Annotated in this window: 15 protein-coding genes; 12 read left to right on the top strand and 3 right to left on the bottom strand. The window is 70.7% G+C overall.

What is annotated here, in order from left to right:
- Nucleotides 1-8 precede the first annotated feature (8 nt).
- From ACZ63E_RS07225 to ACZ63E_RS07210, 4 genes are read left to right on the top strand one after another with little or no spacing between them, the layout of a single operon-like run.
- Nucleotides 9-428, top strand: a complete 420-nt coding sequence (locus ACZ63E_RS07225; RefSeq protein WP_465335084.1) for a hypothetical protein — start codon at nt 9-11, stop codon at nt 426-428.
- Nucleotides 425-613, top strand: coding sequence for a hypothetical protein (locus ACZ63E_RS07220; RefSeq protein WP_465335082.1), 189 nt, complete (start codon nt 425-427; stop codon nt 611-613). The genes ACZ63E_RS07225 and ACZ63E_RS07220 overlap by 4 nt, the downstream gene beginning before the upstream one ends.
- A gap of 45 nt (nt 614-658) precedes the next feature.
- Nucleotides 659-1345 carry a response regulator gene (locus ACZ63E_RS07215; protein WP_465335080.1) on the top strand — a complete coding sequence of 229 codons (687 nt, stop codon included), beginning with the start codon at nt 659-661 and terminating at the stop codon, nt 1343-1345.
- Nucleotides 1342-2709, top strand: a complete 1368-nt coding sequence (locus ACZ63E_RS07210) for a sensor histidine kinase (RefSeq protein ID WP_465335078.1) — start codon at nt 1342-1344, stop codon at nt 2707-2709. Before ACZ63E_RS07215 ends, ACZ63E_RS07210 begins: the two co-directional genes overlap by 4 nt.
- Here ACZ63E_RS07210 and ACZ63E_RS07205 read toward each other — a convergent pair.
- A complete protein-coding gene (locus ACZ63E_RS07205) occupies nt 2672-3097 on the bottom strand; it encodes an ester cyclase (protein ID WP_465335076.1) in 426 nt (141 codons plus the stop codon). The two genes, ACZ63E_RS07210 and ACZ63E_RS07205, sit on opposite strands and share 38 nt — an antisense overlap.
- Before the next feature lie 81 nt (nt 3098-3178).
- On the opposite strand from ACZ63E_RS07205, the gene ACZ63E_RS07200 reads away from it, so the two are divergent.
- From ACZ63E_RS07200 to ACZ63E_RS07170, 7 genes are all read left to right on the top strand, one after another.
- Nucleotides 3179-3715, top strand: coding sequence for a TetR/AcrR family transcriptional regulator (locus tag ACZ63E_RS07200; protein WP_465335074.1), 537 nt, complete (start codon nt 3179-3181; stop codon nt 3713-3715).
- Between the two features lie 225 nt (nt 3716-3940).
- Nucleotides 3941-4837 (top strand): LysR family transcriptional regulator, encoded by an 897-nt coding sequence (locus ACZ63E_RS07195; RefSeq protein ID WP_465309743.1) that lies wholly within the window; start codon nt 3941-3943, stop codon nt 4835-4837.
- A gap of 117 nt (nt 4838-4954) precedes the next feature.
- Nucleotides 4955-6103: a CaiB/BaiF CoA transferase family protein gene (locus tag ACZ63E_RS07190; RefSeq protein ID WP_465335072.1), complete on the top strand. Its 1149-nt coding sequence runs from the start codon at nt 4955-4957 to the stop codon at nt 6101-6103.
- Nucleotides 6104-6150: 47 nt separating this feature from the next.
- Nucleotides 6151-6894: a crotonase/enoyl-CoA hydratase family protein gene (locus ACZ63E_RS07185; RefSeq protein WP_465335070.1), complete on the top strand. Its 744-nt coding sequence runs from the start codon at nt 6151-6153 to the stop codon at nt 6892-6894.
- Nucleotides 6891-7637: an acetoacetate decarboxylase gene (locus ACZ63E_RS07180; RefSeq protein WP_465335068.1), complete on the top strand. Its 747-nt coding sequence runs from the start codon at nt 6891-6893 to the stop codon at nt 7635-7637. Before ACZ63E_RS07185 ends, ACZ63E_RS07180 begins: the two co-directional genes overlap by 4 nt.
- Nucleotides 7634-8542: a 3-hydroxyacyl-CoA dehydrogenase NAD-binding domain-containing protein gene (locus tag ACZ63E_RS07175; protein ID WP_465335066.1), complete on the top strand. Its 909-nt coding sequence runs from the start codon at nt 7634-7636 to the stop codon at nt 8540-8542. The genes ACZ63E_RS07180 and ACZ63E_RS07175 overlap by 4 nt, the downstream gene beginning before the upstream one ends.
- 1 nt (nt 8543) lies before the next feature.
- Nucleotides 8544-9734, top strand: a complete 1191-nt coding sequence (locus ACZ63E_RS07170; RefSeq protein ID WP_465335064.1) for an acyl-CoA dehydrogenase family protein — start codon at nt 8544-8546, stop codon at nt 9732-9734.
- 4 nt (nt 9735-9738) lie between these two features.
- On the opposite strand, the gene ACZ63E_RS07165 is transcribed toward ACZ63E_RS07170, so the two are convergent.
- Entirely contained in the window at nt 9739-10968 is a 1230-nt protein-coding gene (locus tag ACZ63E_RS07165) for an LCP family protein (protein WP_465335063.1), read from the bottom strand.
- A 205-nt stretch (nt 10969-11173) separates the two neighbouring features.
- Entirely contained in the window at nt 11174-11914 is a 741-nt protein-coding gene (locus ACZ63E_RS07160; RefSeq protein ID WP_465335061.1) for an SDR family NAD(P)-dependent oxidoreductase, read from the bottom strand.
- Between the two features lie 40 nt (nt 11915-11954).
- Between ACZ63E_RS07160 and ACZ63E_RS07155 the strand changes: the two genes are divergently transcribed.
- Nucleotides 11955-12929: an RNA polymerase subunit sigma-70 gene (locus ACZ63E_RS07155; protein WP_465335059.1), complete on the top strand. Its 975-nt coding sequence runs from the start codon at nt 11955-11957 to the stop codon at nt 12927-12929.
- Nucleotides 12930-12938: the final 9 nt, after the last annotated feature.

Below are 12938 nucleotides of genomic sequence, written 5' to 3'. Positions count from 1 at the left end.
GAGACACGATGCGAGGAACCACCTGGACGCGGCTGGCGCTCGCGGGCTGCGGGAGTGCGGCCTGCCTGCTGGTGGCGGCGCCGCTGGCCTCCGCCCAGACCACGTCGCCGGTGCCGGTCGCGCCGATCACGCTCAGCCCCGAGGAGTCGCAGCAGGTCTGTGGCGACTGGGTGCCGAAGCTGCAGAAGAGGGCCGAGAACCTGCAGAAGCGGATCAACGGCGGCGCCGAGGTCACCGGCTCGGTCGCCAACCTCAAGGCCCGGGCGCAGGACCAGCGCACCGCGGGCCACGAGGACCGCGCCAAGAAGCTCGACGACCGCGCCGCCAAGCGCCAGGGCAAGGTCGGCGAGCTGAACACGGCGAAGCAGAAGCTCGACGCCTTCGCGACCGCGCACTGCAAGCCGGCGGCGCCGGCGCCGAGCAAGTGAGGGCGGCGAGGATCGCGGCAGCGGTCGGGGCCGCCGCGCTCATCACGCTCGGCTGCTCGGCCTGCCGCGACAACCTGATGGGCCCGACGGACTCCGGGTCGTCCCCGGCGTCGTCGGAACTGAGCGGCATCGAGTCGACACTCAACGGCGTCGAGTCCGACATGAACAGCGATGGCTCCCCCTGACCGGCTAGCGTCTCCCCGGAAGTGACGGCGGAGACGGGAGCAGGCATGGGGTCACCGGGGCGTGGCCTCGTCCTCGTGGTCGAGGACGAGGCCGCGATCGCCGAGCTGGCGGCGCTGTACCTCAAGCGCGACGGCTTCGGCGTGCACGTCGAGGCGGACGGCGGGCGGGCACTCGACGCCGTCCGACGGCTCAAGCCGGTGGCGATCGTGCTCGACATCGGACTGTCCGGAATGGACGGTATCGAGATCTGCAAAACCCTGCGTGCGGCCGGGGACTGGACGCCGGTGCTGTTCGTCACCGCCCGCGACGACGAGCTGGACCGCCTGCTGGGCCTGGAGATCGGCGCGGACGACTACCTCACCAAGCCGTTCAGCCCGCGAGAACTGGCGGCCCGTGTCCGGACCGTGCTGCGCCGCGCTTCGGGGGCGACTCCGGCCGCCTCGACGTTGACCGTCGGAGGCGCGCGGGTCGACCTCACCAGCCGCCGGGCCTGGGCGGGCGACGTCGAAGTCTCGCTGACGTCCACCGAGTTCGACCTCCTCACGCACCTGCTCCGGCACCCCGGGCAGGTGCTTTCGCGTGACCAGCTGCTGAGCGCCGTCTGGGGGTACGCCGCGGCCGCGGGCACACGGACGGTCGACGTCCATGTCGCGCAGCTGCGGGCGAAACTGGGCGCGTCGAGTCCGATTCGGACGGTGCGCGGCATCGGTTACGCGGCGGACCCGGCATGAGGGGAACGCTCGCCGGGCGGATCACGCTGGTGTGCCTCGCCGTCGCCGGGGTGGCGGTGATCGTGGCCGGGCTCGTCGCGGCCCGGCTGATCCGGACGACGGCGGACAACGTGCTGCAGTCGTCGCTTTCCGCGCAGGCCGACGTCGTCGCGACGCAGCTCGACGAGACCGGCATCGGGAACCGGCTGGGCGTCGGCAAGGTGGCCGACGTCGTGCGCGGGCAAGGGATTTCGGTGGTCGTGCGCCGCGCGGGCGGGCAGGCTGCAGGCGAGGGCACCGCCGTGCAGGCCGCGGGGAAGCTCGGGCTCGGCGCGAACCACTCGGGGCGCGTCACGGTCGCGGGTTCGCAGTACCTCGTCGAGACGCGGGTGGTCGGCACGCGCGGGGCGGCGTTCGCGCTGGTCCTGCCCGCGCGCAACGCCGAAGCGACGCAACGCGCTTTGGTGCGCAGCATCGCCCTGGCGCTGGGCATCGGGCTGCTGGTCGCGGCGCTGGCCGGCTTCGTCTCGGGTCGGCTGCTGGGGCGTCCGCTGCGCCGGGCCGCGCTGGCCGCGGGCTCGCTGCGGGCCGGACGGCGTGACGTCCGGGTGCCGGTGGAAGGGCCGCGCGAGGTGGCCGAGGTCGCCGGGTCGCTGAACTCGCTCGCCGACGCACTGGCGGTGAGTGAAGCGCGGCAGCGGGATTTCCTGCTGTCGGTGTCGCACGAGCTGCGGACGCCGCTGACCGCCGTGACGGGGTTCGCGGAGGCGATCGCGGACGGCGTCGCGTCGGGCGACGACGCCGTCCGGGCCGGGCAGACGATCCAGCGGGAGGCCGCGCGGCTGGAGCGGCTGGTCTCGGACCTGCTGGAGCTGGCGCGGCTGGGGGCCGACGAGTTCCGGCTGGACGTCGCGTCGCTGGACCTGAGCGCGCTGGTGCGCGACTGCGCCGAGGTCTGGCAGCTGCGGTGCGCGAGGGAGAACGTGCGGCTGTCGGTGTCGGCGGTTCCGGGCCCGGTGCCGGTGCCGGCGGACGCGCGGCGGCTGCGTCAGGTGGTCGACGGGCTGGCGGAGAACGCGCTGCGCGTCACGCCGGCCGGGGCGCCGATGGTGTTTTCGCTGACGGTGTCCGGTTCTTCGGCGTTGCTGTCGGTTCGCGACGGCGGTCCCGGCCTGGCGCCGGAGGACTACCCGGTGGCGTTCGAGCGCGGGGTGCTGAACGCGCGCTACCGCGACCGCCGTCCGGTCGGGTCGGGCATCGGGCTCGCCCTGGTCCACGGCCTGGTCACCCGGATGGGTGGGAATCTGACCGCGGGCCCGGCGCCGGAGGGCGGGGCGGCGTTCACGATCACCTTCCCGCTGTCGGCGTCTCTCCCTCCGGGCTGAGCTGGGCCGCGCGATCCGTCACATCCATCACGGCCCAGTGCTCGACCACCCGGCCGTCGCGGACGCGGATCATGTCCATGCTGGTCACGGCGTAACTGCGGCCGGTCGAGAGCTGCGTGCCGGTGCTCGTGTAGCGGTTGACCGAGAACTCGCCGTCGGCGACGTTCTGCTCGACCCGCACGCCGACGTCGCGGAAGCCGGCGAAGAACTCGCCGCCGAGCATGGCCTCCCACTTCGCGCGCCAGGCGTCGATGCCGTGGTGGTCGCCGCCCGCGCCGCCGCGGTGGTCGATCACGTGGGGGTCGATGTAGCGCAGGCCTTCGGCGACGCTCTCCGCGGTGAACGGCGTCAACGCGATCAGCCGGCGGTGGACCTCGGCGGCGTCCATGCTCACTCCTTAAGTGGGGACATCCCCGGTTACGGTCCGGCTACGCTAAACGGGGATGTCCCCACTTGGCAAGGGAGCAGCATGACCGCACGAGCCCGCAGGTCGGACGCGCGGGACAACCAGGCGCTCGTGCTCGCCGCGGCGCGGGAGGTCTTCGCCGAGGACGGGCCGGACGCGCCGCTCGACCGCATCGCCCGCCGCGCCGGCGTCGGCAACGCCACGCTGTACCGGCACTTCCCGAACCGGCGTGAGCTGGTCGTCGCCGTGTACGCCGACGAAGTCGCGGAGCTGCGAAGCCGCGCGGACCTCGAAGCCGACAACCCCGACGAAGCGCTCTTCGCGTGGCTCGGGTTGTTCGTCGAGCATGTGCGGACCAAGCGTGATCTTGCGCTCTCGCTGGCCGGTCCGGCGGGTGAGCACGAGAGCCTGTTCGCCGGTTGGCACGCGGCGATGAACACGACCGCCGCCGCGTTGCTCGGCCGCGCCCGGGCCGCCGGTGCGGTGGCGTCCGACGTGACCGAGCTGGATCTGCTCCTGCTCGCCACGGGGATCGCGTTGTCCGGCGGCGAGCCCGGCCGGTTGCTCACCCTGGTCCGCCGCGGCGTGTCGACCCCCTGATCACGCGTGTCGTCCCTCCAGGCACGCGTGTCGTCCATCCAGGCACGCGAGTCGTCCGTTCCGGTACACGGGACTCGCGTGATCAGGGGCGGAACTCGCGTGATTGGGCGCGTAACTCACGTGATTGGCGGGGCATCTCGCGTGACTGAAGGGGCATCACGCGTGATTGAAGGGACGACACGCGTACCTGGGTGGACGACACGGTGGGGGCCGTAGGGTCGGGGCATGGAGATGCTGCACCTGCGTTACTTCGTCGCGGTCGCCGAGGAGCTGAACTTTTCCGCCGCGGCCCGGAAGCTGCACATGGCCGCCTCTCCGCTCAGCCAGCGGATCAAGGACCTCGAGCACGAACTGGGGCAGCAGCTCTTCGACCGCAGCACCCACCACGTCACGCTCACCGCCGCCGGGGCCGCTCTGCTGCCGCTGGCTCGGGACGTCCTCGAGCAGGTCGGCGCCATTCCCTGGAAACTCGCCGAGGCGACCAAACCGCAGCGCAGCACCGTTTTCCTCGGCATGCCCGCCGGGGTGCACCCCGATCTGCGGGAGCGGGTCAACGCCCTCGCCGAGCGGGTCAAAGCCCGGTACGAGCTCAAACGCTGGCCCGGCACCACCGCCGACCTCGTCCAAGGCGTCCACGACGGCAAGCTCGCGCTCACCCTGGCCCGGCTGCCGGTCACCGACCCGGCGCTGGAGCAGCTGCCGGTGATGTCGGAACGGCTCGGCGCCGTCGTCCCCGCGGATCTCTTCGCCGGGCGCGACTCGGTCAGCCTGGCCGAGCTCACCGAATTCCCGTACGTGGCCTCACCTGGGGAAATCACCCCCGCCTATTTCGACCAGCTCGACCACCAGTTGAGCGAACTGGGCGTCAAGAAACGCATTCGCCTGACGAACACCGGCTACGGCGGGACGTCCGAAATCATTTCCAGCGGCGAGGCCTTTTCCATTTCCATGCTGGACGACCGGAGCCCGATGCACGGCTACCGCCTGGACAACGTGATCGTGTTGCCGTTCAGCGACTTCCGGCCCCAGCTGGACACCGGTCTGCTGTGGCGCCGGGACCGCGACCTCCACGAGCTCGTCGAAGCCGCGAAAGACATCTTCAAAGACCTCATCACCACCTAGGCAAATGGTATGACCACCGCGGTCATACCATTGTGCGTATCATGATCATTCCCTTTCGCGCCGCCCGCGCCTACGTTCGTAAGTAGAGCAACGAAGCAAGGCGCGAAAGGACGAATGATGACGGACATCACCACCGGCCCGCTGGACGGCGTGCGTGTGATCGACCTCTCGACCGTGGTCATGGGCCCGTACGCGGCCCAGATCCTGGGCGACCTCGGCGCCGACGTGATCAAGATCGAGTCGCCCGCGGACACCGTGCGGGTCGGCCAGTACCGCACCACGCCGGGCATGACCCCGCTGAACCTCAACGTCAACCGCAACAAGCGCAGCGTCGCCCTCAACCTCAAGGACGAGACCGAGCGCGAGCAGGCGCTCAAGCTGATCGACACGGCCGACGTGCTGATCACCAACATGCGCCCCGGCGCGCTGAGCCGGCTCGGCCTGAACTACGCCGACGTCGCCGAACGCAACCCGCGCCTGGTCTACGCCCACGCGCAGGGCTTCCGCGGCGACTCCCCACAGGCCGGCAACGCCGCCTACGACGAGACCGTGCAGGCCTCCTCCGGCCTGGTCGACGTCGCCAACCGCGCGCTCGGCGAGCCGGTCTACCTGCCGACGATCATCGGCGACAAGGTGTCGTCGCTGACCATCACCTACAGCGTGCTCGCCGCGCTGGTGCACCGCGACCGGACCGGCCAGGGCCAGCAGATCGAGATCCCGATGACCGACACGCTGCTCGCGTTCAACCTGGTCGAGCACCTCGCCGGGCACACCTACGAACCGGCCGAGGGCCCCACCGGCTTCGCGCTGTCGATGACGAAGGGCCACGCCGCGGTCCGCACCAAGGACGGCCTCGCCTGCGTCATCCCCTACAACCCGAAGAACTTCCGCGACTTCTTCGCCGCGGCCGGCCGCCCGGACCTCGCCGACGACCCGCGGGTGAACGGCGAAGCCATCGACCGCGCCGACAACGAGTGGCTGACCGGCGAGATCGCGGCGTGCGCCCCGGCGCTGACCACCGCCGAGTGGGCCGAGGTCTGCGCGAAGCACAGCATCCCGATGGCGCCGGTGCTGGAGCTGGACCGGGCGCACGAGGACGCCTACGTCCGCGACGGCCACCTGCTCGACACCGTCGAGCACCCGAGCGAGGGCACCATCCGCACGGTCGGCATCCCGGTGAAGTTCTCCGCGACGCCCGGCTCGATCCGCCGCCTGGCCCCGCTGGCCGGGCAGGACACCGCCGAAGTCCTCGCCGAATTGGTCTGAACCACCGGAGCTTTCACGTGAAAGCTCCGTCTTGGGAAGTGGAAGTCATGAGTGAAGTGCGCACCGAGCGGATCGGCAGCACCCTGCTGATCACGATCGACCGGCCGCAGGCCCGCAACGCGGTCAACGCCGCCGTCGCGACGCAGCTGGCCGCCGCCCTGGACGAGCTGGAAGCCGACCCGGCACTCCGGGCGGGCGTCCTGACCGGCGCCGAAAACACCTTCAGCGCCGGCATGGACCTCAAAGCCGCGCTGAAGGGCGAGTCCCCGGAGATCCCGGGACGCGGGTTCGGCGGCCTGACCGAGGCCGAGCTGGCCAAGCCGCTGATCGCCGCGGTCGAAGGGTTCGCGATGGGCGGCGGGTTCGAGCTCGCTCTCGGCTGCGACCTGATCGTGGCCGGTGAAGACGCGAAGTTCGGCCTCCCCGAAGTGAAGCGCGGCCTGATCGCCGCGGGTGGCGGTGTGATCCGGCTGCCGAAGCGGATCCCGCACCACCTGGCCATGGAGTTCCTGCTCACCGGCGAGCCGGTCACCGGCCGCCGCGCGGGTGAGCTGGGCCTGGTCAACCGCGTGACGCCGAACGGCGACGCCGCCGCCGTCGCGCTGCAGCTGGCCGAGAAGCTGGCGGAGAACGCGCCCCTGGCGCTCGCCGCCGTCAAGAAGATCGTGCGGGCCGCGGATCCCGCGACCACCCAACGCGAAGAAGTCAAGAAACTGATGCAGTCCCACGACGTCCGCGAGGGCATGACCGCCTTCGCCGAGCGCCGCGCTCCGAAGTGGACAGGCGAATGAAGATCGAAGAAGTCCGGCAGCACGTGACCACTCCCCTGACCGCACCGGCGTTCGCGCCCGTGGTCCCGAGGTTCACCAACCGCGAGTACCTGAACATCGTCTACCGCACCGACGCCGACGCCCTGCGCGCCGTCGTCCCGGAGCCGCTGCGGGTCGAAGAACCGTTGGTGCGCTTCGAGGTCATGAAGATGGGCGACGTCTCCGGCTACGGCCCGTACACCGAGTCCGGCCAGGCGATCGAGGTCAGCCTCGACGGCGAACGCGGTGAATACCTGCACGCGATGTACCTCGACAACTTCCCGGCGACGGCGTCCGGGCGTGAGGTCAGCGCCTACCCGAAGACCGTCGGCAGCCCGAGTCTGTATGTCGACAACGGTGTCCTGGTGGGCACGCTCGACTACGGGACGCTCCGGGTGGCGACCGCGACCATGGGCTACAAGCACCACGAGCTGGACGCCCGCGAGGCCGAACGCCAGATCACCGTCCCGACGTTCATGCTCAAGACCATACCGGGGTACGACGGCGCGCCGCGGGTGCAGGAACTGGTCCGCACCGAGATCACCGACGTCGTGGTCAAGGAGGCCTACACCGGCCCCGCGCGGCTGCAGCTGTTCCAGCACGTCCTGGCCCCGCTGGCCGACCTGCCGGTGCTGGAGGTCGTCTCCGCCAGCCACATCCTCACCGACCTGACACTCGCTCCCGTCAAGCCGGTCTTCGACTACCTGAAGGGAGTCCGGTCATGAAGAATGCGGCAGTCATCGGCGCGGGCACCATCGGCCTGTCCTGGACGGCGCTGTTCGCCCACCACGGCCTGACCGTCCGGGTCACCGACCCCCGCCCCGACCTCGCCGACGCCGTCGCCGACGCGCTGGCGAAGTTCGCCCCGCACCTCGGCGCCACGGCCGAGGACCTGGCGAGCCGGGTCCACCTCGCCGCCGACGTCACCGAAGCCGTGCGAGACGCGGATGTCGTGCAGGAGAACGGACCCGAGAGCGTCGAGTTCAAAAAGGACTTGTTCGCGAAGCTGGAGAAGGAAGCGCCGCGGCACGCGTTGCTGCTGAGCTCGTCGAGCGCGATCCCGTCCACGGCGTTCACCGCCGAGCTGGCGGACGCGAGCCGGGTCCTCATCGGACACCCGTTCAACCCGCCGCACCTGATCCCGCTGGTCGAGGTCGTCCCCGGCGAGCGCACGAGCGAGGAGTCGGTGGCAAGGGCGGTCGAGTTCTACACCGCGCTCGGCCGGACGCCGGTCGTGGAGCGCAAGGAGATCCCCGGGTTCGTCGGCAACCGCCTGCAGAACGCGCTGAGCCGCGAGGCGATCTACCTCGTCGAGCAGGGTGTCGTGACGCCGGAAGACCTGGACAAGGTGATCACCAGCTCGCTCGGCATCCGCTGGGCGACGGTCGGGCCGTTCCTCGGTTCGCACCTCGGGGGTGGCCCCGGCGGCTACCGGCACATGGCCGAGCACATCGGCAAGTCCATGAAGAAGATGTGGGCCGGGCTGGGCACCCCCAGCCAGAGCTCGGAAGAGCAGGAACGGCTGATCGAAGCCGTCGAAAAGGCTTACGGCTCCTCCACGTACTCGGAACTCGCCGAGACGCGCGACCGCAAGCAGCTCGCAGTACTGAACGCAGTGGAGGAGAACTGACATGGAACCGCTGAAGGACAAGCTCACCGCCGACTTCTACGACTTCGAGGCGCTGCTGCCGGACGACGAGCGCAAGCTGCTCGTCCAGGCGCGCGAGTTCATGACCCACGAGGTCAAGCCGCTGGTGAACGAGAACTGGGAAGCCGGGACCTTCCCGAAGGAACTGATCGGGATGTTCCGCGAAAGCGGCCTCGCCGGCCTGCCCTACGAGGGTTACGGCGAGCACAAGCCCGCGGTCAGCCACCTGCTCACCGGCATGATGGCCATGGAGATGAGCCGCACCGACGCGTCCGTCGCGACGTTCTTCGGTGTCCACAACGGACTCGCGATGTACTCCATCTACAGTGGCGGGAGCCAGGAGCAGCGTGACCGCTGGCTCCCGGAGATGGCGGCCATGGACAAGATCGGCGCGTTCGCGATGACCGAACCGCTCGGCGGGTCCGACGTGGCCGGTGGCATGCGCACCACGGCCAAGAAGGACGGCGACAGCTGGATCCTCAACGGCGCCAAGAAGTGGATCGGCAACGCGACCTTCGCCGACTACGTCGTGGTGTGGGCGCGCGACGTCGACGACAACCACGTCAAGGGTTTTGTCGTCGAGAAGGACATGCCGGGCTTCGTCCCCGAGAAGATCCAGGGCAAGACCGCGTTCCGGATCGTCGAGAACGCCGAGATCACCCTGACCGACGTCCGGGTGCCGGAGGCGAACCGCCTGCAGGGCATCAACGGCTTCCGCGACGTCGCGGAGATCCTGCGCGCCACCCGCGGTGGCGTCGCGTGGCAGGCGCTCGGCGTGATGATCGGCGCCTACGAAGCCGCGCTCGCTTACGCCCAGGAGCGCCGGCAGTTCGGCCGCCCGATCGCGCGGTTCCAGCTGGTGCAGGACCTGCTCGTGAAGAGCCTCGGCAACATCACGGCGTCGTGGGGCATGCTCGTGCAGCTCGCCCGCCTGCAGGACGCCGGGATCTTCAAGGACGAGCACTCGTCGCTGGCCAAGGCGTTCGTCACCTCGCGGATGCGTGAGGTCGTCGCCTGGAGCCGGGAGATCTTCGGGGGCAACGGGATCGTGCTCGGGTACGACGTCGCGCGGTTCTTCGCCGACGCCGAAGCGATCTACTCCTTCGAGGGCACGCGCGAGATGAACACCCTGATCGTCGGCAAGGCGATCACCGGGCAGAGCGCGTTCGTGTAAGCAGTCAGTTCACGCAGCCGGCGGCCGTCGAGGTCGCCGGCTGCTTGCTGCCCGGGGTGTCCGAAGTGTTCGAAGTGCCCGCGGACGGTGTCTTCGTGGTGGTCGCCGCGACCGGCTTGACCCCGCCAGGGGTGTCGTCGCCCGAAGCCTGCACCGCCGGGGTGCTGATCGCCGTGCGCACGAACTGCTGGACCTGCGCCGGGTCGACCTTCACCGCGTCGCCGTCGGACGGCGTCTGCAGCGACAGGCTCTGCACCGGGATCGTGACGAACCCGATGGCGCCCGAGGTCATCCCGCGCAGCTGCTGCGCGAAGCTCAGCACGTCCCAGCCCTTGTCCAGGACCACCGCACCCTGCACCGCGCTGACCAGCGAGTTCAGCTTCGACACGTCGGTGAACGTGCCCGCGTTCAGCACCTTCTTGGCCATCCCGGACAGGAACGCCTGCTGCCGCGCGATCCGGTCGAGGTCACCGTTGAGCAGGCCGTGGCGCTGCCGGACGAAGGCGAGCGCCTGCGCCCCGGACAGCGTCTGCGGGCCGGCCGCGAAGTCCGCGCCGGAGTAGGTGTCGTGCACCGGTTCCTTGAGGCAGACCTCGACCCCGCCGACGGCTTGGGACAGCGCGTCGAACCCCGCCAGGTTGATGGCCGCGTAGTGGTTGATCGTCAGGCCGGTGAACTTCTCGATGGTCTGGATGGTGGTCTTCGCGCCGGCCGCGTTCGCCGCGACCTCCAGCTGCGGGCCGCTCAGCCCTTGCGCGCGCAACCCGGACATCGCGGCGTTCTTGCCGCGGCTGTACGCCGAGTTGATCTTGTGCTTGCCGTAGCCGCCCGCGATGTCCACATAGGAGTCACGCGGGATCGAGACGGCGGTGGCCGCGGCGCCGCCGGCCGGGATGTGCACCACGATCATCGTGTCGGTGGTGTCGCCGCCGTCGTCCCCGCTTCCGGCGTGCAACGCGTCGAGCACGTTCTGCGGCAACGGGTTGCCGTACGCGTCGGTCCGCGCGTCGATCCCGACGAGCAGGATGTTCTGGGCGACCTTGAGCGGCTCCCCCGGAACCGTCTCACTGCCGTCGATCTGCGCGGCGGGCGGGATGACGTCGGCGGTGACGATGCCGTTGTCCAGCTTGCTCAGCTGCGTCCACGCGTAGCCGGTGGCGGCGAGCACCAGCGTCGACACGACGCCGAGCGCGACCCGCACCCCGATACGGCGCCCCCGCGACGACAACAGCACGACACTTCCCCTTGCTTCCCTCTGGTGAACCTCCGGCCCCTCGTTCGAGGATCACCGCGTTAGCTGGGAATACCCTGAGAAAGTTGTCGAAAACTTGTGACGCTGCCCGATCGGCCGAGCGAGATCGAGCCGATCGGCCGCTTTCGCGACGGAAAGTACCGGCACGCACACGGATCCGTACTGTGGCCGTGGCCACAGCCGCACCCTAGCGCGGCATCCGGCGCCAGATCGCGCGCGGCAGCAAGCGCATCCCGAAGAAAACCGGACGGAGTACACCGGGCACCCAGACGACCCCGCGGCCACGGCGCAGCGCGGCGACCGTCGCGTCGGCGACCTGGTCCGGGGTGCTCGAGAACGGCGCCGGGGCCATGCCCTCGGTCATCCGGCCGATCACGAAGCCGGGACGGACGAGGAGCAAGTGGACACCTGAACCATGGAGGGCGTCGGAGAGGCCGCTCGCGAAGCCGTCCAAACCGGCCTTCGCCGAGCCGTAGACGTAGTTGGCGCGGCGCACGCGCACCCCGGCGACGGAGGAGAACACGACGAGGCTGCCGCGCCCCTGGGCGCGCAACAGGTTCGCCGCGTGCGTCAGGATCCCGACCTGGGCGACGTAGTCCGTGTGCACGATTGCGGCGGCGTGCGCGGCGTCCTTTTCGGCCCGCTCCTGGTCGCCGAGGATCCCGAAGGCGAGGACCACGACGTCAAGCGGCCCGTGCTCGGCGGCGACCCGCTCCAGGAACGGACCGTGCGCGGTGAGGTCGTCGGCGTCGAACTCGGTGGTCTCGACCTCGGCCGCACCGGCTTCGCGCAGGGTGGCGACCGGCCCGGCCAGGTCCGTGCCCGGCCGCGCGGCCAGCACGACCCGCCGCGCGTCGCCGGCCAGGCGCACCGCCACGGCCAGCCCGATCTCACTGCGTCCGCCGAGCACCAGCACCGTTCCGCTCACGGGAGCAGTCTTCCAGCCGGGACTGCGCTAGCGTGCCGGGGTGGGTCACGCAGCGGACTTCGAGACCGTCGTCGAGCGGCACCGGCGGGAGATCCAGGTGCACTGCTACCGGATGCTCGGCTCGCTGGGTGACGCCGAGGACCTGGCGCAGGAGACGTTCCTGCGGGCGTGGAAGGCCCGTGCCGGCTTCGAGGGCCGGGCGAGCGTGCGCACCTGGCTGTACCGGATCGCGACGAACGCCTGCCTCGACGTGCTCGCCAAGCGGCCGCGGCGGGTGCTGCCCGACCAGCTGGGGCCGCCCGGTGAGCCGGCCGGGCCGATCGCCGCCGCCGACCTGCCGTGGCTCGAGCCCTACCCCGACCGGCTCCTGGACGAGCCGGGCCCGGACGCCGTCGTCGTCGAGCGGGAGACCGTCGAGCTGGCCTACCTCGCGGCGCTGCAGCACCTGCCGCCGCGGCAGCGGGCGGCGCTGGTCCTGCGGGACGTGCTGGGCTGGTCGGCGAAGGAGACGGCGGAGCTGCTGAAGACGAGCGTCGCGTCGGCGAACAGCGCGCTCCAGCGGGCCCGCGCGACCCTGCGTGAACGGCTGCCCGCGCGCCGTGCCGACTGGACCGCGGGCACCCCGACGGCCGCGGAAAGCGCACTGCTCAAGAAGTTCATCGCCGCCTACGAACAGGGCGACCCCGGCGCGGTGGCCCGGCTGCTGCACGAAGACGCCGAAGCGATCATGCCGCCGTACACGCTGTGGTTCGGCAGCCGCGACTCGATCGTCCGCGCGCTGTCGCTGTCCTTGGACCCGGCGTCACCGCACTGCGTCGGGCGGTTCCGGATGCGCCCGACCCGCGCCAACCGCCAGCCGGCGGTGGCGACCTACCTGCGGCGGCCCGGCGAGGACGACTTCCGGTGGTTCGGGGTCAGCCTGCTCACGGTCGAGGACGGGCTGATCACCGCGATGGCCGCGTTCGAGTCGGTCCGGGCGGCGGCGTGGGGGCTGCCGGAAACCTGGGTGGACTGAGCACGATCG

This window comes from Amycolatopsis sp. NPDC104819 (genome assembly GCF_055583145.1).
This window is presented reverse-complemented; position numbering and strand designations above follow the sequence as displayed.